The following is a 20,458-nucleotide window of genomic DNA, read 5'->3' on the forward strand; positions in this document are numbered from 1 at the left end:
GATGCAGCAACTGCCAAATTCATCACGCCGCCAGTTCCTCGGCCTCGCCGGTGGCGCGGCCGCGCTCGGCGCGCTCCCGGTCGTGATTGTCCGTCCCGCCGAGGCGACGCCCGCGATGCTGGCGTCAGCGATCCAGAACGTCACCGGCGGCGCGGCGGTGCAGTCCGGCAAGGTCAAGCTCGACATCCCGCCGCTGGTCGAGAACGGCAACACCGTACCGATGACGGTCACCGTCGCGCACCCGATGGCCCCGGAGGATCATGTCCGGAGCATCCATGTCTTCAACGAAAAGAATCCGCAGCCGAACATCGCCAATTTCCATCTCAGTCCGCATAACGGCCGCGCGCAGGTTTCGACCCGCATCCGTCTCGCCGACAGCCAGAAGATCGTGGCGATCGCAAAGCTCTCGGACGGGTCGTTCTGGTCGGCCAGCGTTGACGTCGTGGTGACGCTGGCGGCCTGCACCGAGGAGGTGATCTGATGACCTCGGCACTGATCAACGTTCCAGCGAAAGCCAAACGCGGCGACATTATCGAGATCAAGACGCTGATGTCGCACATCATGGAAACCGGCTATCGCCATAAAGCTTCAGGCGAAGTCGTGCCGCGCAACATCATCACTAGCTTTACGTGCCGCTTCAACGGCAGCGAGATTTTCCGCGCCGACCTGTTTCCGGCAATCGCCGCCAACCCCTTCATTACCTTCTTCACCACCGCGACGGAGAGCGGCAAGTTCGAGTTCGAATGGACCGGCGACCAGGGGTTTTCCGAAACCGCTTCCGCCTCGATATCCGTCGAATGAGACGTGTCGGCGCCATAGCCGCCGCCCTATTGATGGCGGGCGCCGTTGCCGCCGCCGAAATCCCGCAAGCCGAACGCCGCTCCGGCTACGACTTCATGAAGCCGGACACCAAGGCGATGCAGGACGAGGATACCGCCAATCCCGGCATGCTCTGGGTGCTCGACGGCGAGGCGCTTTGGAAGCGCAAGCCAGGCACCGCCAACAAGGCCTGCGCCGACTGCCACGACGATGCCCGCACCAGCATGAAGGGCGTGGCCGCCCGCTATCCAGCCCTCGACAAGGCAACCGGCCGCCCTGTCGATCTGGAGCAGCGCATCAATTCGTGCCGCAGCAACCACCAGCAGGCGACGCCGCTGCCCTTCGAGAGCCGCGAACTGCTGGCGCTCACGGCCTTCGTCGCGCGGCAGTCGCAAGGCGTGCGAATCGAAACCGGCGCCGACCCACAGCTCGCGCCGTTCATCGCCAAAGGACGCGAGCTCTACATGCAGCGGCAGGGCCAGCTCAATCTCGGCTGCGCCAATTGCCATGACGACAATTGGGACAAGCGGCTCGCGGGTTCCGCAATCACGCAGGGACACCCGACCGGCTACCCGCTCTACCGGCTGGAATGGCAGTCGCTTGGATCGCTGCAGCGGCGCCTGCGCGCCTGCATCACCGGCATCCGGGCGCAGGCCTATGATTACGGCGCACCGGAACTGGTCGAACTGGAATTGTATCTAATGTCACGGGCGCGCGGGATGCCGATGGAAGCGCCGGCGGTGCGGCCCTAGTGCCGAGTTGCTCGCGGTCGTGGACTCGTTAATGCGCATGATCGACGCAAGTCCGACCTGCGCAGTCCCGAGCATGATGGGTCGGAGTTGAATCGATTCGCCGTAAGCGCGAAGCGATCTCGTGTCCTGGATGCAGCGCGAACGGCCTCCGCCAGCGCGTTCACGCGCGTCTTCGACGCGCTATGGGCGGACCCCCGCAGGTGCCCGGACACAAAATTACGAAAACAACCCCATGCAAAGTAGAATGGGCCCCGGCTCGCAGCCCTCGCGCGGCGTTGGGTCCGGGGCGCCAGAAGGAAATGGTCCGTCGTCATGGCCCAACCTTATCTCATCCCGCACTAGCTAGCGCCACATTGGCACGACCGAGGCCGCCAGCAAGAGACCGAGGATGACATTTGCGATGCGCCACTGCATCTCAGTTGTCAGGACGCACGAAAGCCAGCGACCGCCCATGCACCAGAGCGTCAGCGACAGCGTTGCAGCCAATCCAAAGACGGCGCCCAACAGAATCGCGAGACGCAAGGGCTTGTCCGAAAGACCCGCGTAGGCCGAGGCTGCAGCCAACGCCATCGTCCAGCCCTTTGGATTTAGCCAGAGCGACAGGAGACCTTTGAAAAAGCCGATCGGTGAGGCCGCGGCAACTTTCCTCGAAGCCGGAGCACCGAGACGGCCGATCGTCCACGCCAACCACAAGAGATAAGCAGATCCGGTGATACGCAGTCCTGCCTGCAATTCGGGAACGGATTGCACTATGGTTCCGAGCCCGCCGCCCGCCGCGGCAGCCAGCGAGGCAAGCCCGGTCACGATGCCTGCGATAAGCGGAACGCTTCGCGTGAATCCGAATTGTGCGCCAGAAGCTGTCGCCAACGTCGTCGCGCCTCCTGGCGTCGCCGTCGCAACGACCGCGAAGACGATAAGTGAAACGAGCAACTCCGACATCGCCGCCCTGTCATGCCTGTGGGGTCTGGCCGCCGAGGACCTGCCGGAACACCGACATGTCGATGTTGCCTCCGCATTGGATGACCCCAACGCGCTTTCCGGCCTGTCGCGCCGTTTCCTTGATCAGCGCCGCGAGCGCCGCTGCCCCTGCGCCTTCGGCGATATTGTGTGTGTCGGAATAGATGACGCGAATCGCCTCCGCGATTTCATCGTCGGTGACGCGGACGATGCGTGCCGCGCCACTTTTGATGATTTCGAATGGCTCAATCTGAGGATCGCGGCATGCCATCCCGTCGGCGAACGTCTTTGCCGACGCCGTAGGCACCGGCCGCCCGGCTTCGAACGACAGCGCGAAGGCCGGTGCATTGTCGGCCACGACACCGACTATCTCCGTCTTGAGCCGGAGCAGATCGCGCACGGTGATCAGGCCGCAGATGCCGGAGCCCATGCCGATCGGAACATAGATGACGTCCAGATCAGGCCAGGCCGTGAACAGTTCGTGAGCATAGGTCGCAACACCCTTCACAAGATCACGGTGAAATGACGGAATCAGGTGATACCCGCGTTCGCGCTCGATGCTCGCTGCAACAGCCCGGCTTTCGTCGAAGTCCCTGCCGGCAATCATCAGCTCAGCGCCAAATGCCTCCATTGCGGCATTTTTCTCAGCGGAGTTGCCTTCCGGAACGACGACAACGCAAGGCAGTCCATTTCGAATGGCGGCGACTGCGACGGATTGCCCGTGATTGCCGCGTGTCGCGGTAACCAGGCCGTTTGGCAGGCGGCCATGGCTGCGCAAGGCATCGACATAGACCAGACCGCCACGCGCCTTGAATGATCCTGTTGGAGTGTGATTCTCATGCTTGACGATAATCTCCATGCCGAACCGCTTGCAAAGCAGCGGCCAGGCATACGCCGGTGTTTGCGGCACAAAAGTACGGACGACAGTCGTCGCGGCCTCAAGCTCGTCGATGGTAAAATGCAGTGTCATGCAGCCTCACTGACTCCGACTGATATCAGTGCGCCGAGGGCGCGGCTTTCAAGAATCTGACCCAAAAGCTTGCGAAGAACCGGTCTGCCGGTGCCGGACTTTGACAATGTCTGATATGGTCAATCATGGACAAAAGCAGACAACACCAGCCCCAGCGAGGGGACTTGCCTAGAACGCGGCGCGCTCACGTTGGCCATTGCGTTGCAGAGTTGCTACCTCGATGTCCCTACGATGTGGCCTTTACGCCTGACGCGGCGATCGTAGGCTTTGCATTCGAAAGCCAGACAGGTGTCCATGCCTTTGCGACGGACCGCCGGACCGGTTTCCGGGCAAGGCCGAACGGACTGGCCTATGTACCGCCGAGTTGTGATGTCTATTCGCAATCGCACCATGGCGGCGAATATCTGAGGATTGTGATCTCTCCGGAGCAGGCAGCGGCACGCTTCCGCGACCGCCGTTTCAGCGATGCGGTGGACCCGATTGCGATACGCGCCGCGCAAAACCTCAGGGCAATCCTGCTGGCAGGTGATCCTGTCGATCCAGTCACCTTCGAGTATTGGCTCGATACGCTGACCGATCGTGTCGGCCATGTCATGGGACGGGATGAAACCAGACCGCGCGCCGGCTCCTGGATGACCGCCCGCCGCCTCAAGCATGTCGATGAACTGATCGATGCCCGGCTTGACGACAAACTAACGGTGCAGGAACTGGCCAAAAGTCTCGGCCTCTCGACTGGATTTTTCAGCCGCGCCTTCAAGGCTTCCATCGGGAAGGCGCCTCACGACTATATCATCGATCGCCGGATCTCGCGGGCGCGGACGCTTCTGCAAATGAATGCCCTTGAGCTGAGCAGCGTCGCGCTCGCTTCCGGCTTCACTTCGCACGCACACATGACGGCCACGTTTCGAAGCCGGCTCGGAGTGACGCCGAGTCATCTTCGTCGGTAAACGCTTTGGTTCAGCGCTCCGCGAACGCCTTCTCGACCACGAACTGCGCGGCCTCGCCGTGATTGCCTTCGACGAAGCCCCTGCCCGTCAACAGCGCACGCGTATCCGTCAACAGCGCCGGGCTGCCGCAGATCATGACGCGGTCATGCGCGGGATCGAGCGAGGCGAGGCCAATGTCAGCGAACAGCTTGCCCGAGTTGATGAGATCGGTGATACGGCCGCGGTTGCGGAAGGGGTCGCGCGTCACGGTCGGGTAATAGACCAGCTGGTTGCGGATGTATTCGCCGATCAACTCGTCGTTCGGCAGCTTTTCGGTGATCATCTCGCCATAGGCGAGTTCTTTCACCCGGCGGCAGCCGTGCAGCAGCACCACCTTCTCGAACCGCTCATAGGTCTCGGGATCCTTGATCACGGAAAGGAACGGGGCCAAGCCCGTGCCGGTGCCGATCAAATAGAGGTTGCGGCCGTCTTCGAGGTTGTCGATGACCAGCGTGCCGGTGGCCTTGCGGCTGACGATGATCTCGTCGCCCTGCTTCAAATGCTGGAGGCGTGAGGTCAGCGGGCCATCCGGCACCTTGATCGAGAAGAATTCGAGCCGGTCCTCGTAATTGGCACTGGCGACCGAGTAGGCGCGCAGCAGTGGCTTCTCCCCGACCTTCAATCCGATCATGGTGAACTCGCCGTTTCTGAAACGAAACGAGGGATCGCGGGTGGTGGTGAAGCTGAACAGCGTGTCGGTCCAGTGATGGACGCTCAGCACGCTTTCCTGGTTGAAATTGCTCATCTTGCCGATCCCGTCGCTGGAGGCCGATTGCGATGCTCAAATCATTTGTATACGATCATTCGTATACGAATGAATAATCCAGCTTGATCCGATCGTCAAGCCGGGCAGAATGTCCGGCGAAGGCATTGAACCAAAAGGAAAAACCATGGCCCACGATGCACCCCAGGCGACCGGACCTGGCAAGCTGGTGATCCGCAATATCGGGCTGCTGCTGTCGGGGGCCCTGGAGAAGCCGATCCTGGACGGCGACACGATCGTAGCCGAGAACGGCAAGATCACCGCGATCGGCCGCTTCAAGGACGTCAATACCGAGGGCGCCACCACCGTGGTCGATGCCAACGGCACCACCGTCGCGCCCGGCCTGATCGACAGCCACGTTCATCCCGTCGCCGGCGACTGGACGCCGCGGCAGAACCAGACCAACTGGATCGACAGCTATCTCCATGGCGGCGTCACCACCATGATCTCGGCGGGCGAGGTGCACATGCCCGGCCGTCCCCGCGATGTCGTGGGCCTGAAGGCGATGGCGATTTTTGCGCAGCGCGCATTCTGGACGCTGCGCCCGGGCGGCGTGAAGGTTCATGCCGGCGCGCCGGTCATCGAATGCGAGATGGTGGAAGACGACTTCAAGGAGTTGGCCGCGGCCGGCGTGAAGCTGCTCGGCGAAGTGGGCCTGGGCGGCGTCAAGGACGGCCCGACCGCGCGCAAAATGGTCGGCTGGGCGCGCAAATACGGCATCCAGAGCACGATCCACACCGGCGGGCCGTCAATTCCCGGCTCCGGCCTGATCGACAAGGACGTGGTGCTGGAGGCCGACACCGACGTGGTCGGCCATATCAATGGTGGCCACACGGCCCTGCCCGACGACCAGATCCGCTGCATCTGCGAGGGCTGCAAGCGCGGGCTGGAACTGGTTCACAACGGCAACGAGCGCTCGGCGCTGTTCACGCTGCGCATCGCGCGCGAGATGGGTGACCTGCATCGTGTCATTCTCGGCACCGACGCACCGGCCGGCTCCGGCGTGCAGCCGCTCGGCATTTTGCGCATGGTCTCGATGCTGTCTTCGCTCGGCGACCTGCCCGCCGAACTCGCGTTCTGCCTGGCGACTGGCAACACCGCGCGCATGCGGGAGCTGGATTGCGGCATCATCGAAGTCGGCCGCTCCGCCGACTTCGTCCTGATGGACAAGGCGCAGCATTCGCCCGGCAAGAACATCCTGGAAAGCGTGCAGCTCGGCGACCTGCCCGGCATCGGCATGACCATCATCGACGGCATCGTCCGCACCCAGCGCAGCCGCAATACGCCGCCGGCCGGAAAGGTGCCGGAGATTATCATCGGGCATTGATGTGCGCAGGCGTATCTGAGAAAGTTACGTTAAGCCTCGAAAGCGGTGAACGAATTGCCGGCCAGCCCCGACAAAACCGGGCTGCCTTAATGGCAGTCTATTGGCTCTGGTCATCGAGGGATACGTGAAGAATTCGCTGCAAGTCGCCGGCGGGGTCATCGGTGCGGTCGCAGGCTTTATCGCCACACTGCTGATCCTGGAGTTGGTCGGCTTCGGAAACCGCGCCGATCCCATCACGTCGGGTATTCTGGCGCTGCTGGTGCTCGCGCCGCTTGGCGCGATCGCGGGTCTCGTCCTCGGCACGACGCTGACGACGCGGCTGCGCGGCGGAGAAAACACCGGCGGAGTTCTCCGTAACAGCCTGAAGGCACTTGCCGTTGTCGTCGCACTCTGCGTCGCGGCCGGCACGTCCTACTATGTTTACGCCGTCACGACGGCGACGCCCTGGCTCAACCCGAATGCCGCCACCCCACTTCTCGTCTTCGAGGTGCGCCTCCCCGTCGGAGCGACATTACCGAATTCCGCCCGTGCGATGGCGATCGAACTGCAGACCGACATCAACCGCATGCCGGGTGAGCCCCGCTTCAACCAGTTCCGTAGCGACGGCGACAGGCCGGTGATCGCGGGCGACGTCGAACTGGCGTTCCGCACCGCGCACCGGCAATTGGAGATCAAGGTCAAAGACCAGCCCGACCGACTTTACCTCATCGGCCTGTCGGCCAAGGCGCCGCATGCTTCGGAGCTTGGACCATGGCAAGCCAACGGCGACGGCAGCGAAATCCGCTATCGCGCCAAATGGCCGGGACGGGATTGAGCTACGCGCGCTAGCGTTGAAACCCGCTCGTTCGATGCGGGTAAGCGTGCCACAGTATCCGATCGATACATACCGGTGGTTGGTCGAAATCAGTCTGACCGCTATCGGTGACGGTTCCACGCATTCGTGGCCGTCGCCCGCTCGCTTGCGACATACCCCCAATATGCTACCCTATTGGCCGCTGGAAAGATTGTTTGCCTCACGCTGTCATTTACAGCTCTTGGAACAATCCGAGCCATGGCCCAGATTCGTGACATCAAGTCAGGCCGATTTGGCGCGCCACCGCGCGAACCAATGCCGCGCCGCCTTGCGGCCATCGTGGCAGGCGATATCTCCGGTTACAGCCGCCTGATGCAGATCGACGAAGAAGGCACGCACAACCGTGTCAAGCGCATCGAGCGCGATCTCATCGAACCCAGTATCGTGGAACATCACGGCAGACTTGTTAAAACCACCGGCGACGGGTTCATCGCGATTTTCGATAGTCCTGTCGAAGCCGTCCGCTGCAGCATCGTGATTCAACAAAATCTGGTGGGACGCAACGCGGCACTGCCGAAGCATCATTGGATCGAGTATCGAATTGGCGTCAATCTTGGCGATGTCATCATCGAAACCGACGACGTTTACGGCGACGGCGTCAATATCGCCACGCGGCTTGAAGGCATAGCCAAGCCCGGCGAAGTCTATATCTCCGGCGGCATCTACGAGCAGATAAAGCACAAGCTGGTTTGCGGATACGAATCTCTCGGTGATCGCCATGTCAAGAACATCACCGACCCGGTCCGGGTCTATCGCGTGCTTCCCGACCCAGCCGCACTGCACGAGAATCGGAGACGACGCGAAAGGATCCTGGCCTTCCTGCTTGTTCTTGCATTACTGATCATTGCGGGCGGCACTCTCTGGTACACGCTGTGGCAACCTCGCAAGGCGACAGAACAGGCGTCGGCTCCCGTTTCATCTCCGGCGGAAGCGCCGAAGGCGCCTGCGCCTGCAGCAAAACAACAAGCGACGCCGCAACCCTCGCCTTCCGTTGCGCCAGCTCAACAACAGGCGGCGCCGCCAGCGCCGTCGGCATCTCCCGCCGCTCCCCAGACCCCGCCGTCAACGCAGGCAGCCGCCTCGGTTCGAGAGCCCGAGATGGTTTCACTTAGGGGTGGCAGCTTCACGATGGGCAGCAACGAAGATCCTTCGGAAAAGCCGGTCCGTCAGGTGACGGTCAAGCCGTTTGCGATGGGGAAATTTCCCGTCTCCGTGCGGGAGTGGAACGCATGCGCCGCTGCAAAGGCATGCGGATTCACCGCGAGCGGAAAGGACGATGCGCCGGTTGCAAACGTGAGTTGGAGCGACGCCAAGCAATATGTCGCGTGGCTCGCGGAAACCACCGGCAAGCCGTATCGGCTGCCGAGCGAAGCCGAATGGGAATATGCAGCGCGCGGCGGCACGCAGACCAAATTTTGGTGGGGTGATCAGCTTCAGCCCGGCATGGTCAATTGCAAGAACTGCAGTGACATTCCAGCCGTCGATCAGCCGGTCAAGGTCGGCAGCCTGAAGCCAAATCCGTTTGGGCTATTCGATATGGGCGGCGGCGTCGATCAATGGGTCGAAGACTGCTGGCACAGAAATTATCAAGGCGCTCCGGCGGACGGATCAGCGTGGGTCGAGAATGGATGTCCCTCGCACGTCATCCGTTCCGGCTCCTGGAGGAAGGACTCAGACTATGCCCGGACGTCAAGCCGCGGCAGCTATGACACCAACGTGAGATATCCCACCCACGGGTTCCGCGTCGCACTATCCCCCTGAGGAGCGTGAGAGGCAGTCATGAAGGTGATGCAGTGGATCGCTCTGTCAGCAGCGCTCACTTGCCTGCCGTTCGCCGCGTGCGCTCAGGGAAAGCCAGCAGCGAAGGATGCCCTTCTCTATTTCGTGTGGCCGCAGAACGGCGCCTCCATCAAAGGTGGATTTTGGTGCCGCTTTGGTCTGCGCAACATGGGCGTGACCCACGCCGGAGACAATTATCCAAACAGCGGCCATCATCATCTTCTGGTCAATGTGAACGAGCCGCTCAATCCGAACGAACCGATCCCGCAAGACAAGTCACATCTGCATTTTGGGGCGGGGCAGACCGAAGCCCGGATCGAACTTCCACCCGGCAAGTACACGCTTCAGCTCGTGCTCGGCGATGCCGAACACTACCCGCACGTTCCTCCGGTGGTCTCACAGAAAATTACCATCACGGTCAGATAGAGCAGAGCAGAACTCTCCGCCAACTTTGCATCGTTGCACTTCGAATTACCTGTTTCGCGTGATCGGCTGATTGGTGGTCCAGTCGAAGGTACCTTGGTCGCGCTCGTCGACGGCGCGCTTCCAGCCCATCTCCTCCGACCGCCGCTTGAAGTTCAGCCCCTCGGGGGAATGCCGGGTAATGCCGTCGAACACGGTCGCGATCATCTGCGTCCCCATCAGCCCCATGTTGTAGAGCGCCTGGTTGACCATCAGCTTCTGCATCATGAGCTGGTTCTGCGGCACCGTCGCCATCCGGAGCGCGAGTGCGTCGACCTCGTCGTCGAGCCTGTCGGCCGGAACGGCTTTCAGCACGAGGCCGAGCGCCGCCGCTTCGACCCCGGTGATCTTGTCGCCGGTGAACAGCATGCGCTTGGCCTTTTCGGCGCCGAGCCGGTAGACCCACATCGCCGTGGTCGGACAGCCCCAGACCCGAACCGGCGGATAGCCGATGCGGGCGTCTTCCGCCATCACGATTATATCCGAACAAAGCGCGATATCGGAGCCGCCAGCCACCGCAAAACCGTGCACCTTGCAGATCACCGGCCGCTTGGAGCGGAACAAGCTCATGAACTTGTTGGTATTGTCGGACATACGGGCGTAGTCCTGCATCGGATCCCACGGCATTTTCTGGGTGTAGCCTTTGTTGCCGGAGGCGTAAGCCGTCAGGTCATATCCGGCGCAGAACGCTCGGCCCGCCCCCGCAAGCACGATCACATGCGCGCCCGGATCGTTGTCGGCGCGCGCGACCGCGTCCGCGAGCGCGCCCGGCAGTTCGTCGTCGATCGCATTCATGACTTCCGGCCGGTTCAGCGTGATGCGGGCGATGCGGCCGTCGCGCTCGTAGAGGACTTTGGCCATGTGCGGCTCCCCTGAAAAAAGATCAGATCTTGGCAAAGTCGCCGTGGCGGCCCTTGCCGGCTGCAAAGCGCGCGGCGCCGCTGGCGCCTTCCTTGAAGATGGCTTCGACGCCGTTGGTCCATTCCTGACGCAAGGCTTCGCGAACCGGCAAACCATACGTCTCGACCACGGAGCGCCGATCAGCCCGCACCGCCGCTTGCGGAAACCGCGCGATCTCACGCGCCATGGCTTCCGCCGCGGCGCGGGCGCCACCGCTCTCGACCACCTGCTCGCACATGCCGATGCGCAGTGCTTCGTCCGCCGGCACCTTCCGCCCTGTCAAAATGATTTCCATCGCGCGGCCTTGGCCGACCAGCCGTGCCAGACGCACGCTGCCGCCGTCCAGCAGCGGGATTCCCCAGCGGCGGCAATAGACGCCGAAATAGGCGCTCTCGGCCATCACGCGGATATCGCACCACAGCGCGAGCTCCATGCCGCCGGCCACCGCCGGCCCCTCCACCGCGGCGATCACGGGCTTCGACAATTCCAGCCGCGTCGGTCCTAGCGGACCGCGCGGCGCAGGGTTAGCGCCGGTCGGGAACGCCAGGCCATCGGCGACATGGCGCTGAAAGGCCTCGCGATCGGACAGCGTGCTGGCAAATTTGAGATCCCAGCCGGCGCAGAATGCACCACCCTCGCCCCACAACACGGCGACGCTGGCGGAACCGTCGGCGTCGAATTCCCTGAAGGCCTGCGCCAGCGCGTCCGCGCTGGCGGGATCCATCGCGTTGCGCGCCTCTGCAAACCGGCTGTGGATGACGGTCCACACCGCGCCCTGCTTTTCGATCCGGACCATTTCGCTTACTCCCTTACTGTCTTGATTTGCGTGCGGCCTTCGCGTTCTTCGGCGCCGCAGACGCAAGGCATTGCGCCAGCATCATGCGAAGCAGCGTTTGCGCGCCGGTTTGCAGAAAATCCAGCCGGCCCGCGATCTGCAGCACGAGCGCCCCGATCATCTGGCTGGTCAGCAGCGCCACCCACGGCCGAACCTCTGAAGGCTTGAGGCCGCGCACTTCGGTCAGCGGCACCGCGATGCGTTCCAGCACCTTCCAAAGCGCCTGGTTGAGTTCCTCATCCGACGGCTTGCCGACGCCGAGCCGCTTGAGGCCGCGGAACGCATAGAGGCCCAGATTTATCTCGAACCGGTGATCGAGGTAGTAGTTCAGGAAGGCGCCGCAGGCCGCCTCGACCTGCGCTTCCGGCGTCCGCGCTTTAGCCACGGCCTGGGCGACGCAGGCATCGAGCGCTGCCAGCGACTGATTCAGCAGTTCGGCATAGATCGCCTCCTTGCTGTCGAACAGCGGATAGATCGCGCCCGTCGTGCAGCCGGCGCGAACCGCGATGCCGCGCATGGTGGCCCCTTCGAGCCCCTGCTCGGCGAACTCGTCGCGCGCGGCGCGCAGCAGAAGCTCGCGCTTCGCCCCCTTCACGACGTCCGACCAGTCCTTTGCGGCGGTTGCGGGCTTGCTCATGATAACAGTGTTATCAAACCATTTGCTATGACGTCAATAGTAACAGTGATTTTTAAAGGCGCGCCAATATGGCGGCGCACATCAAGTCAACGCTCGATCGATTGCACGGGGCAAGGAGCGCGGACGACGCAGGGCGTCGTCCTGCAAATAGTCGCGAGCGGAATGGCGATGATCGAAGCCGTGCTAACGCGGCGCGGATCGGTCGCACCATCGTTATTTTCGCCTGCCGTATTGGGGTGTATGGTCGATTGCGCAAACCCCGGCCGGCGGCACTCGCGAGAGGAACTTAACGCGCCGGGCATTTCTTGCTGCTGCATGCCGCTGAGCCGTGTTGCTATTCATCGAGGCAAACAGGGAGGCAGTACGATGAACATTCGGCCCGACCCCACGTTTCACGCTTCGCCAAAGCTTGCCATGGAAGCTCCGCCGGAGAGCTTCGCCTACACCGTGCTGCTCAGCCCGGACTCTTCAAAGCCGGACGCACTCGCAGTCATCGACGTCAATCCGAATTCCCAGAGCTACAGCCAGGTCGTTCACACCGTGACGATGCCGAACAAGGGCGACGAGTTTCACCATTTCGGCTGGAACGCCTGCTCGTCGTCACTATCGCCGCTCACCGGACATGCCTTCCTCGAGCGTCGCTATCTCATCATCCCCGGCATGCGGTCTTCCCGCATCTACATCGTCGATACGAAGCCGGATCCCACCAAGGCGGCGATCCACAAGATCATCGAGCCGGAGGAAATCTTCAAAAAGACCGGATACTCGCGGCCCCACACCGTTCATTGCGGGCCGGAAGGCATTTACGTCTCTACGCTGGGCGGCGGTGGCAAGAACGGTACCGACGGACCGCCCGGCGTTTTCATCATGGATTGCGAGACATTCGAGGTGCTCGGACGGTGGGAGATCGATCGCGGCCCCCAGACAATGCACTATGATTTCTGGTGGAACCTGCCACGCGACTACATGGTGACGAGCGAGTGGGGGTTGCCGCCGCAGTTCGAGAACGGAATCGTGCCGGAGGATCTGCTCTCGAACAAGTACGGTCACCATATTCACTTCTGGGATCTGCGGGCCCGGCGAAACGTGCAGACGATCGATCTCGGGGCCAATCATCAGATGGGGCTGGAAGTGCGTCCCGCGCATGATCCGGTTCGCGAGTACGGCTTTCTGGGCGCCGTGGTCGACACCACAAATCTCGAAGGCTCGATCTGGACCTGGTGGCGCGAGGGCGGCAAGTTTCACGTCGAGAAGACGGCGACGATCCCGCCCGAGGCAGCACCGAAGGAGCAATTGCCGCCGCTGCTGCAGGGCTTTGGCGCAGTGCCGCCGCTGGTGACGGACATCGACCTGTCCATGGATGACAAATTCCTCTACGTCGCCTGCTGGGGCACCGGCGAGATGCGTCAATACGATGTCAGAGACCCGCGAAAGCCAAGGCTTGCCGGCTCGGTACACATTGGCGGCATCACGCGCCGCACGCCGCATCCGAACGGCAAGGCATTTGGAGGCGGTCCGCAGATGGTCGAGATCAGCCGCGACGGCAAGCGGGTGTACTGGACCAACTCGCTGTACTCGACGTGGGACAACCAGTTCTATCCCGATGGTGTCCCGGGCGCCATGGTGATGGCCAATGCGAAGCCGGACGGTGGCCTCGAACTGGCTAGGGATTACTGGGTCAATTTCCCCGACGGATACCGGTCACACCAGGTTCGGCTCGACGGTGGTGACTGTTCGACGGATTCATTCTGCTATCCGTCGGTTTGAAATTGAGTGCAGCCGACTGGACACCTGCCTGGCTCTGGCTGGCTGTCATCGCGAGCGGCCTCTACCATGGCGTCAACCCGGGCATGGGGTGGCCGCTCGCCGTTTCGGCCGGGTTGATGGAGAAGAGTCCGCGGGCGCTAGTGGCCGCGCTTTGGCCGCTCACGGCCGGCCATCTGCTCGCGATGCTGCTGGTGATCCTGCCCTTCGCTCTGCTCGTTGCCGTCGTCGAATGGCAGCGCACGATACAGATCGGCGCCAGCCTCCTCGTCATCGCCTTCGGTCTTTATCGATTGGCCAACCGGCGCCATCCGAGAGTCCTGGCGCGGATATCGCCGGCGCAATTGGGGCTGTGGTCATTCGCCGTGGCGCTCGCCCATGGCGCCGCGCTGATGCTGGTGCCGATCTATCTCGGGCTCTGCCGGGAAGCCGAACTCGACAGCGGCCACCAGGCCGCCGGCACGCTCATCAACGCCAATCTCGGCATGGCCGTTCTGGTTGCCATTGTCCACGCCGCCGCGATGGTTGCCGCCGGCGGATGCTGCGCGTGGCTCGCCTACCGCTATCTCGGCCTCAAATTCATATCGCAGAGCTGGTTCAATCTGGATACGACCTGGGCCGTCAGCCTTATTTTGGTCGGCGCTATCGCACTGGCGCTCAATGTCGCCTAGCGCGGCAGCCGCGGCCGGCTATTCAACGCAGCTTGTCGAGTAACGCGATCAGTGTCTCGCGCTCCTTCGCATCGAGTGGCGCCAGCGTCTCCCGCGAGATCGCAAGCGCGTTCGGCGCGGCTTTTTCGACCAGTTGCTGGCCGGCACGGGTGAGACTCACCAGCAGGCGGCGGCCGTCCTCGGGGTCCGGGCTGGTCTCGGTCAAGCCGCGCGCGGTGAGGCGGTCGATCACGCCCTTGATGGTCGCAACATCCATCGCCGTCAGCCGTCCGAGCAGGTTCTGCGAGCACGGTCCGGTCTCGGTCAGTTTTGCCAGCGCCGCCCATTGCGCCGACGTCAAGTTGATGCCGATCTCGCGGGCGAAGATGGTGGCGTGACGCTGCCAGACCTGGCGCAGGATGAAACCGATCTGCTCGTCGAGAATGTAAGACGGCCGCGCAGGCTTGACGGCTCGTTTCGGCGAAACACTCCTCCCCATTTTCCCGCCTCTTCCCTTGCTACCAGCTACAGCGACAGATGCGCGTCCCGGACGTCCGGCCGCGCGTCGAGTTCCGCCATCGTGCCGCCGAAGCAGATCTTGCCACGCTCGATAATGTAGGCGCGGTCGGAGATCAGCCGCGCGAAATGCAGATTCTGCTCCGAGACCACGATGCTGACGCCTTCTCGCTTCATCGCGAGGATGGCTTCGACCATCTGCTCGACGATTTTTGGCGACAGCCCTTCCGACGGCTCGTCGAGCAGCACCAGCGACGGATTGCCCATCAGCGTCCGTGCGATGGTCAACATCTGCTGTTCGCCGCCGCTCATGCGTCCGCCCGGGCGGTTGCGCATTTCGCCGAGATTAGGAAACAGCGTGAACAATTTCTCGCGCGTCCACTGCGGCGCATTCGGCCGCTTCGGCTGGCGGCCGACTTCGAGGTTTTCCTCGACCGTCAGGTCGGTGAAAATGCGCCGCTCCTCCGGCACATAACCGAGCCCGCCGCGCACGATCGCATGCGTCGGCTCGCGCGAGACGTCCTTGCCTTCGAAGACAATCCGCCCCGAACGATTTTCGACCAGGCCAACGATGGAGCGGAACGTGGTCGACTTGCCGGCGCCGTTGCGCCCGAGCAGCGCCACCACCTCGCCCTCGCCGACTTCGAGCGCGATATCGAACAGGATATGCGCCGGGCCATAAAAACTGTTGAGATCGGCGACCTGCAGCTTCATGCGCCGGCTCCCTCGCGGTGACGTGCGTCGTAGACCAGGCCTTCGCCGAGATAGATGGCGCGCACCTGCGGGTTGCCGCGGACTTGCTCGGGCGAACCTTCGGCGATCAGGCTGCCGCGGTTCAGCACCAGGATGCGATCGGCATGTTCGAACACCACGTCCATGTCGTGCTCGGTGAAGAGTACGCCGATCGATTTTTCGCGGGCGATGCGCGCGGTCAGCCGCATCAGTTCGATCCGCTCGCGCGGCGCCATGCCGGCGGTCGGTTCGTCCATCAGCAATAATTTCGGCTGGTTGGCGAGCGCGATGGCAAGCTCCAGCCGCTTCAGATCGCCATAGGCCAGCTCGCCGCACGGACGCCCGGCATAGGCGCCCATGCCGACGAGATCGAGCAGCCGGCCGGCCTCCTCGCGCGCGTAGCGTGCGGTCGAGCCCCAGAGATTGAACAATTGCCGTCCATACGACACCAGCGCGACCTGCACGTTCTCGCGCACGGTCATGGTCGGGAACGTCGCAGTGATCTGGAACGTACGCCCGACGCCGAGCCGCCAGATCGCGCGCGGCTTCCGGCCGACCGTCTCCTCGCCGAGCAGCGTGATCCGGCCGCTGTCCGGTGTGTTCTGCCCGTTGAGCATGTCGAAACACGTGCTCTTGCCGGCGCCGTTGGGGCCGATCAGCGCGAGGATTTCGCCCGCGCGCAGTTCGAACGAAACACTGCGCACGGCATGGACGCCGCCATAGGATTTGCTGAGGCCCTCGACCGACAGCAGTGTGGGGACCATGTTCATTCGGCAACCTCTACCCGGGAGGTGGCGAGCGCAGATTTCTTGTCGTCGGAGGATCGCCGGCGATTCCAGATCGCCTCCAGCGTGCCGACGATTCCCTTGGGGAACGCCACCACCATCAGCACGATGAAGCCACCCAGCACCAGCTTGGAGAGATCGGTCTGGCTGACCAGCCAGATGTTCGCCGCCTTGAACACGATGGCGCCGATGACCGCGCCGGAAACCGTCTCGACGCCGCCGAGCAGCACCATGACCAGCGCGTCCACCGACAGCGAGATGCCGAGGCTGTCCGGAAAGACGCTTCCCTTCAGATAGGCGAACAGCGCGCCGCCGATGCCTGCAACCGTCCCTGATATGACGAAGGCCGTCCATTGTACGCGTTTGCCGTTGATGCCGATCGCCTCGCTACGCAGCGGCGAGTCCCGTGTCGCGCGCAGCGCGAAACCAAATGGCGAGAATACGATCACCCGCAACACCGTCACCGCAAGCGCGGCGATCGCAAGCGACAGCCAGTAAAAACTGGCCGGGCCCGCGGCCCACTTGTCCGGCCAGACGCCCAAAATGCCGTTGTCGCCGCCGGTTACCGTGACCCACTGGAACGCGATCGACCAGACGATCTGCGCAAAGGCCAATGTCAGCATCGCGAAATAGACGCCGGACAGTTGCACGGCGAAGAAGCCGAACACGGCTGCACCGAGCAGGCCCAGCAAGGGGCCCAGCAGTAGCGAGACGATCATCGGCAGTCCCGCCGCCTTGGCGAGGAACGCAACGCCATAGGCGCCGAGCCCGAAATAGGCAGCGTGACCGAACGAGGCGAGCCCGCCGACCGACATCAGGAAATGCAGGCTTGCGGCAAAGATCACGAAGATCGCAATCTCCGAGCCGACGGTCAGCGCGTAATTTCCTGCGAACAGCGGCAGCATGGCCGCAAGGACCAGCGCGCCGATCGACATCAGCCGCTCGCCCGAGGTCAGCGGTCGCCACGGATTGACGGTCAGCCCCGGCGTGCGGCGTGCGGCGGCCTCCGGCTTGCCGAACAGGCCCCATGGCCGCACGATCAGCACGACCGCCATCACCAGGAATACCAGGATGATGGAGATTTTCGGGAATATGAGAATGCCGAAGGCGTTCAGTTCGGACACCAGCACGGCGGCGACGAAGGCGCCGATGATGCTGCCGAGCCCGCCGATCACCACCACCACGAACACGTCGACGATGATGCGCAGGTCCAGCGCGTGATGCACGGCATCGCGCGGAATCTGCAGCGCGCCGCCAAGCGCTGCGAGAAAGACGCCGAGTGCAAACACGCTGGTGAACAGCCATTTCTGATTGACGCCGAGCGCCGCCACCATGTCGCGGTCCTGCGTTGCCGCGCGCACCAGCACGCCCCAGCGCGTGCGCTGGAACAACAACCAGAGCACGCCAAGCACGACCGGACTGAGCCCGATCAGGAACAGGTCGTAGCTCGGGATATTCTGTCCGAAGAAATCGACCGCCCCCTTGAAGCCGGGCGCGCGGCGGCCGAGCAGATCGTCGGGTCCCCAGATCAGCACGACGATATCCTGCACCATCAAGGTCAGGCCGAAGGTCGCGAGTAACTGGAACAGTTCCGGCGCATGATAGATCCGCCGCAGCAGTACCATCTCGACCAGCACCCCGATAACGGCGACGACCAGCGCCGCGACGACGATGCCGCCCCAAAAACCGAGCGCGCCGGAGAAACGCTCGGTCAGCGTGAACGCCACATAGGCGCCGAGCATGTAGAACGCGCCATGGGCGAAATTCACGATCCGCGTCACGCCGAAGATAATCGACAGCCCCGACGCGACCAGAAACAGCGACGCCGCGCTGGCGAGACCGGTCAGGAACTGAACGAAGTAAAAAGCCATGGGCGGTCCGGTTGGTGCAATCGTCAGAGCGGGCCCCTCATCCTTCGAGACGGCGCTTCGCGCCTCCTCAGGATGAGGTCTTTCTGTCTTACCTCGCCCCGCTTGCGGGGAGAGGTCGGATCGCCTCGGCGATGCGAAGCATCGTCCGGTGCGATCCGGGTGAGGGGGTACAGGTCTATCGACTTGCATAGGACTCGCGGAGAGAGCCCCTCACCCCAACCCTCTAAGAGCGAGCTTCGCTCGTCTCGACCCCGCGAAGGGCGGGGAGAGGGAGAGAGAGAAGTTCAATCCTTCGGGCGCAGCTTGGCAACCTCCGCATCACCAGGGAGATAGTCCGCCCCCTTGCGATAGACCGAGTCCACCATCACGCCCTTGCCGTCCTTCAGCGCGGTCTTGCCGACATAGGCGCCGAGCGTCGACTGGTGATCGATCTTGCGGAAGGTGATTTCGCCGAACGGCGACGGCATCGACAGGCCTTCGGTCGCGGCAATCAGCTTCTCCGGATCGGTCGAATTGGCTTTCGCAAGGATTGCCGCTGCCGCCTTGATGGTCTGGTAGCCGACGATCGAGCCGAGCCGCGGATAGTCGTTGTACTTGGCCTGATACGCCTTCAGGAACTTGTCATGGTCCGGCGTCTTGATGTCGTACCAGGGGTAACCCGTGACGATCCAGCCCTCGGGCGTCTCGTCCTTCAAGGGATCGAGATATTCCGGCTCGCCGGTGAGGAAGGACACCACCGAGCGTCCCTTGAACAGGCCGCGCGTATTGCCCTCGCGCACGAGCTTGACCAGGTCGGCGCCGAAGGTGACGTTGAGGATCGCTTCGGGATTGGCTGATGCAACCGCCTGCACCACCGGGCCCGCATCGATCTTACCCTGCGGCGGCCACTGCTCGTCGACCCACTGGATGTCCGGACGCTTCTCCGACATCAGCTTCTTGAACACCGCGACCGCCGACTGGCCGTATTCATAGTTCGGCGCAATCGTCGCCCAGCGCTTGGCTGGCAGTTTGGCGGCTTCTTCCACCAGCATCGCCGCCTGCATATAGTTGGAAGGACGAAGCCGGAATGTGTAGCGGTTGCCCTTGGACCAGGTGATGGCGTCGGTCAAAGGTTCTGCCGCCAGGAAAAATACTTTCTTCTGGTTGGCGAAATCGCTGACGGCCAGACCGATGTTGGATAGGAACGTGCCGGTCAGCATCGCCACGTTCTCGCTCGACACCAGTTCGTTGGCCGCGGTCTGCGCGTCTGCCGGCTTGCCGCCGTCATCCTTGGAGATGACGACGAGCTTCTTGCCGTTAATGCCGCCCGCGGCGTTGACTTCCTCGACCGCGAGCTGCCAGCCCTTGCGATAGGGCTCGGTGAAGGCAGGCAACAGCGAATAGCTGTTGATCTCGCCGATCTTGATCTCGCTCTGTGCCATGGCGCTGCCGGCCATGCCGGCCACCGCGATCGCCAAACCCGCTCCAAGTACGTGTCTACGTAGCATCCCTACCTCCAATGTACTGTGAAACTATCTTAAACCGTCTTCGCCTTTGACTTCCGAAACCGTCAGTCCACCGACGCGAGGCAACGGCCTGCCACTGTCGGTAACCGCAACCGCCACCATGATCTCGTTGGCGCGCGGCGCATCGTTGATCTGCACTTCCATCCCGTCGAAATGGCTGCGCACGAAGGCCGCATCCTTGTGGCCGAGCGGAATATCCAGCGTCGTTCCGGGACCGCTGCGCTTCTTCGACGACGGGATCAGCGCCGCGCCCTTGCTCAAAACTTTCCGTACCGGCGCACCCATTTTCGGATGCAGGATCGCGGCCGCGTGTTCCAGTTCGCCGTTTTCGCCGACGGCTGCGGCCTTGCCGTAGCTGTGCGCCTTGGCGCCGTCGATGCCGAGCGCCGCCACCGCTCTTTTGGAAAGTAGATCGCCGAGCTCCTCACCGATTTCGATCAACGGCGAGAGATCCTCGACGTAGCGGCCTGCAAAGGGATTCTCGATCACGGCGATCGCCGCTGCGCGCCGGGTCGGCGGCGCAACCTTCTGACCCATCTCGAGATGAGTCTCCTCGACCACCGTGACGATCTTGCGAATGATCGCGCTCATTTTA

At 62.8% G+C, this 20,458-nt stretch carries 22 protein-coding genes; 10 read left to right on the plus strand and 12 right to left on the minus strand.

Features of this window, described 5'->3' with window-relative positions; all coding sequences use genetic code 11:
- Window position 1: 1 nt before the first annotated feature.
- Genes C7G61_RS13265 through soxA form a run of 3 tightly spaced genes read left to right on the plus strand, consistent with a single transcriptional unit; the run spans window position 2 to window position 1,571 of the window.
- The gene (locus C7G61_RS13265; RefSeq protein ID WP_108515038.1) at window positions 2-481 is read left to right on the plus strand and encodes a SoxY-related AACIE arm protein; all 480 of its coding nucleotides are present in this window, start codon (window positions 2-4) and stop codon (window positions 479-481) included.
- On the plus strand, window positions 481-801 hold the full coding sequence (gene soxZ, locus C7G61_RS13270) for a thiosulfate oxidation carrier complex protein SoxZ (RefSeq protein ID WP_108514611.1): 321 nt from the start codon (window positions 481-483) through the stop codon (window positions 799-801). Before C7G61_RS13265 ends, soxZ begins: the two co-directional genes overlap by 1 nt.
- Window positions 798-1,571 carry a sulfur oxidation c-type cytochrome SoxA gene (soxA, locus tag C7G61_RS13275; protein WP_244608279.1) on the plus strand — a complete coding sequence of 258 codons (774 nt, stop codon included), beginning with the start codon at window positions 798-800 and terminating at the stop codon, window positions 1,569-1,571. The genes soxZ and soxA overlap by 4 nt, the downstream gene beginning before the upstream one ends.
- 342 nt (window positions 1,572-1,913) lie before the next feature.
- Here the strand turns inward: soxA and C7G61_RS13280 are convergent, their stop codons facing one another.
- Entirely contained in the window at window positions 1,914-2,510 is a 597-nt protein-coding gene (locus tag C7G61_RS13280; protein ID WP_108514615.1) for a LysE family translocator, read from the minus strand.
- A gap of 10 nt (window positions 2,511-2,520) precedes the next feature.
- Window positions 2,521-3,498 (minus strand): threonine dehydratase, encoded by a 978-nt coding sequence (locus C7G61_RS13285; RefSeq protein ID WP_108514618.1) that lies wholly within the window; start codon window positions 3,496-3,498, stop codon window positions 2,521-2,523.
- Between the two features lie 233 nt (window positions 3,499-3,731).
- Here C7G61_RS13285 and C7G61_RS13290 point away from each other — a divergent pair, with 233 nt between their 5' ends.
- Complete coding sequence (locus C7G61_RS13290) at window positions 3,732-4,445, plus strand: helix-turn-helix transcriptional regulator (RefSeq protein WP_190241792.1); 714 nt, start codon at window positions 3,732-3,734, stop codon at window positions 4,443-4,445.
- A gap of 10 nt (window positions 4,446-4,455) precedes the next feature.
- On the opposite strand, the gene C7G61_RS13295 is transcribed toward C7G61_RS13290, so the two are convergent.
- On the minus strand, window positions 4,456-5,229 hold the full coding sequence (locus C7G61_RS13295; RefSeq protein ID WP_108514622.1) for a ferredoxin--NADP reductase: 774 nt from the start codon (window positions 5,227-5,229) through the stop codon (window positions 4,456-4,458).
- Between the two features lie 145 nt (window positions 5,230-5,374).
- On the opposite strand from C7G61_RS13295, the gene C7G61_RS13300 reads away from it, so the two are divergent.
- From C7G61_RS13300 to C7G61_RS13315, 4 genes are all read left to right on the plus strand, one after another.
- Window positions 5,375-6,574, plus strand: coding sequence for an amidohydrolase family protein (locus C7G61_RS13300; RefSeq protein WP_108514624.1), 1,200 nt, complete (start codon window positions 5,375-5,377; stop codon window positions 6,572-6,574).
- A 124-nt stretch (window positions 6,575-6,698) separates the two neighbouring features.
- A complete protein-coding gene (locus C7G61_RS13305; protein ID WP_108515040.1) occupies window positions 6,699-7,388 on the plus strand; it encodes a hypothetical protein in 690 nt (229 codons plus the stop codon).
- 237 nt (window positions 7,389-7,625) lie between these two features.
- Window positions 7,626-9,188, plus strand: coding sequence for an SUMF1/EgtB/PvdO family nonheme iron enzyme (locus C7G61_RS13310; protein ID WP_108514626.1), 1,563 nt, complete (start codon window positions 7,626-7,628; stop codon window positions 9,186-9,188).
- 18 nt (window positions 9,189-9,206) lie between these two features.
- Window positions 9,207-9,632: a DUF4399 domain-containing protein gene (locus C7G61_RS13315; RefSeq protein WP_108514628.1), complete on the plus strand. Its 426-nt coding sequence runs from the start codon at window positions 9,207-9,209 to the stop codon at window positions 9,630-9,632.
- Window positions 9,633-9,677: 45 nt separating this feature from the next.
- On the opposite strand, the gene C7G61_RS13320 is transcribed toward C7G61_RS13315, so the two are convergent.
- Genes C7G61_RS13320 through C7G61_RS13330 form a run of 3 tightly spaced genes read right to left on the minus strand, consistent with a single transcriptional unit; the run spans window position 9,678 to window position 12,040 of the window.
- Entirely contained in the window at window positions 9,678-10,529 is an 852-nt protein-coding gene (locus C7G61_RS13320; RefSeq protein ID WP_108514630.1) for a crotonase/enoyl-CoA hydratase family protein, read from the minus strand.
- Between the two features lie 22 nt (window positions 10,530-10,551).
- Complete coding sequence (locus C7G61_RS13325) at window positions 10,552-11,364, minus strand: crotonase/enoyl-CoA hydratase family protein (protein WP_108514632.1); 813 nt, start codon at window positions 11,362-11,364, stop codon at window positions 10,552-10,554.
- A gap of 13 nt (window positions 11,365-11,377) precedes the next feature.
- The gene (locus C7G61_RS13330) at window positions 11,378-12,040 is read right to left on the minus strand and encodes a TetR/AcrR family transcriptional regulator (protein WP_108514634.1); all 663 of its coding nucleotides are present in this window, start codon (window positions 12,038-12,040) and stop codon (window positions 11,378-11,380) included.
- Window positions 12,041-12,406: 366 nt separating this feature from the next.
- Between C7G61_RS13330 and C7G61_RS13335 the strand changes: the two genes are divergently transcribed.
- Window positions 12,407-13,807, plus strand: a complete 1,401-nt coding sequence (locus C7G61_RS13335) for a selenium-binding protein SBP56-related protein (RefSeq protein ID WP_108514636.1) — start codon at window positions 12,407-12,409, stop codon at window positions 13,805-13,807.
- Window positions 13,808-13,809: 2 nt separating this feature from the next.
- Window positions 13,810-14,475 (plus strand): hypothetical protein, encoded by a 666-nt coding sequence (locus C7G61_RS13340; protein ID WP_108514638.1) that lies wholly within the window; start codon window positions 13,810-13,812, stop codon window positions 14,473-14,475.
- Window positions 14,476-14,497: 22 nt separating this feature from the next.
- Here C7G61_RS13340 and C7G61_RS13345 read toward each other — a convergent pair whose 3' ends face one another.
- The 6 genes from C7G61_RS13345 to C7G61_RS13370 all read right to left on the minus strand — a co-directional run bounded on the left by C7G61_RS13345 (window position 14,498) and on the right by C7G61_RS13370 (window position 20,454).
- Entirely contained in the window at window positions 14,498-14,953 is a 456-nt protein-coding gene (locus tag C7G61_RS13345) for a MarR family winged helix-turn-helix transcriptional regulator (RefSeq protein WP_108514640.1), read from the minus strand.
- Between the two features lie 26 nt (window positions 14,954-14,979).
- A complete protein-coding gene (locus tag C7G61_RS13350) occupies window positions 14,980-15,684 on the minus strand; it encodes an ABC transporter ATP-binding protein (protein ID WP_108514642.1) in 705 nt (234 codons plus the stop codon).
- Window positions 15,681-16,472, minus strand: coding sequence for an ABC transporter ATP-binding protein (locus C7G61_RS13355; RefSeq protein WP_108514644.1), 792 nt, complete (start codon window positions 16,470-16,472; stop codon window positions 15,681-15,683). The genes C7G61_RS13350 and C7G61_RS13355 overlap by 4 nt, the downstream gene beginning before the upstream one ends.
- Complete coding sequence (locus C7G61_RS13360) at window positions 16,469-18,358, minus strand: ABC transporter permease (RefSeq protein ID WP_108514646.1); 1,890 nt, start codon at window positions 18,356-18,358, stop codon at window positions 16,469-16,471. The genes C7G61_RS13355 and C7G61_RS13360 overlap by 4 nt, the downstream gene beginning before the upstream one ends.
- Window positions 18,359-18,642: 284 nt before the next feature.
- A complete protein-coding gene (locus C7G61_RS13365; RefSeq protein ID WP_108514648.1) occupies window positions 18,643-19,845 on the minus strand; it encodes an ABC transporter substrate-binding protein in 1,203 nt (400 codons plus the stop codon).
- 24 nt (window positions 19,846-19,869) lie between these two features.
- Window positions 19,870-20,454: an amino acid synthesis family protein gene (locus tag C7G61_RS13370; RefSeq protein ID WP_057833511.1), complete on the minus strand. Its 585-nt coding sequence runs from the start codon at window positions 20,452-20,454 to the stop codon at window positions 19,870-19,872.
- Between the last annotated feature and the right edge of the window lie 4 nt (window positions 20,455-20,458).

This window comes from Bradyrhizobium algeriense (assembly GCF_003062295.1).
GTDB classification, from domain to species: domain Bacteria; phylum Pseudomonadota; class Alphaproteobacteria; order Rhizobiales; family Xanthobacteraceae; genus Bradyrhizobium; species Bradyrhizobium algeriense.

Bases quoted from the DNA above. Each gene is read 5' to 3' on its own strand.
- C7G61_RS13320 (WP_108514630.1), bottom strand. From the start codon at position 10,529: ATGGCCAAAGTCCTCTACGAGCGCGACGGCCGCATCGCCCGCATCACG.
- C7G61_RS13370 (WP_057833511.1), bottom strand. From the start codon at position 20,454: ATGAGCGCGATCATTCGCAAGATCGTCACGGTGGTCGAGGAGACTCAT.
- C7G61_RS13315 (WP_108514628.1), top strand. From the start codon at position 9,207: ATGAAGGTGATGCAGTGGATCGCTCTGTCAGCAGCGCTCACTTGCCTG.
- C7G61_RS13325 (WP_108514632.1), bottom strand. From the start codon at position 11,364: ATGGTCCGGATCGAAAAGCAGGGCGCGGTGTGGACCGTCATCCACAGC.
- soxZ (WP_108514611.1), top strand. From the start codon at position 481: ATGACCTCGGCACTGATCAACGTTCCAGCGAAAGCCAAACGCGGCGAC.
- soxA (WP_244608279.1), top strand. From the start codon at position 798: ATGAGACGTGTCGGCGCCATAGCCGCCGCCCTATTGATGGCGGGCGCC.
- C7G61_RS13285 (WP_108514618.1), bottom strand. From the start codon at position 3,498: ATGACACTGCATTTTACCATCGACGAGCTTGAGGCCGCGACGACTGTC.
- C7G61_RS13365 (WP_108514648.1), bottom strand. From the start codon at position 19,845: ATGCTACGTAGACACGTACTTGGAGCGGGTTTGGCGATCGCGGTGGCC.
- C7G61_RS13295 (WP_108514622.1), bottom strand. From the start codon at position 5,229: ATGAGCAATTTCAACCAGGAAAGCGTGCTGAGCGTCCATCACTGGACC.
- C7G61_RS13280 (WP_108514615.1), bottom strand. From the start codon at position 2,510: ATGTCGGAGTTGCTCGTTTCACTTATCGTCTTCGCGGTCGTTGCGACG.
- C7G61_RS13310 (WP_108514626.1), top strand. From the start codon at position 7,626: ATGGCCCAGATTCGTGACATCAAGTCAGGCCGATTTGGCGCGCCACCG.
- C7G61_RS13355 (WP_108514644.1), bottom strand. From the start codon at position 16,472: ATGAACATGGTCCCCACACTGCTGTCGGTCGAGGGCCTCAGCAAATCC.
- C7G61_RS13335 (WP_108514636.1), top strand. From the start codon at position 12,407: ATGAACATTCGGCCCGACCCCACGTTTCACGCTTCGCCAAAGCTTGCC.
- C7G61_RS13345 (WP_108514640.1), bottom strand. From the start codon at position 14,953: ATGGGGAGGAGTGTTTCGCCGAAACGAGCCGTCAAGCCTGCGCGGCCG.
- C7G61_RS13330 (WP_108514634.1), bottom strand. From the start codon at position 12,040: ATGAGCAAGCCCGCAACCGCCGCAAAGGACTGGTCGGACGTCGTGAAG.
- C7G61_RS13350 (WP_108514642.1), bottom strand. From the start codon at position 15,684: ATGAAGCTGCAGGTCGCCGATCTCAACAGTTTTTATGGCCCGGCGCAT.
- C7G61_RS13360 (WP_108514646.1), bottom strand. From the start codon at position 18,358: ATGGCTTTTTACTTCGTTCAGTTCCTGACCGGTCTCGCCAGCGCGGCG.
- C7G61_RS13300 (WP_108514624.1), top strand. From the start codon at position 5,375: ATGGCCCACGATGCACCCCAGGCGACCGGACCTGGCAAGCTGGTGATC.
- C7G61_RS13265 (WP_108515038.1), top strand. From the start codon at position 2: ATGCAGCAACTGCCAAATTCATCACGCCGCCAGTTCCTCGGCCTCGCC.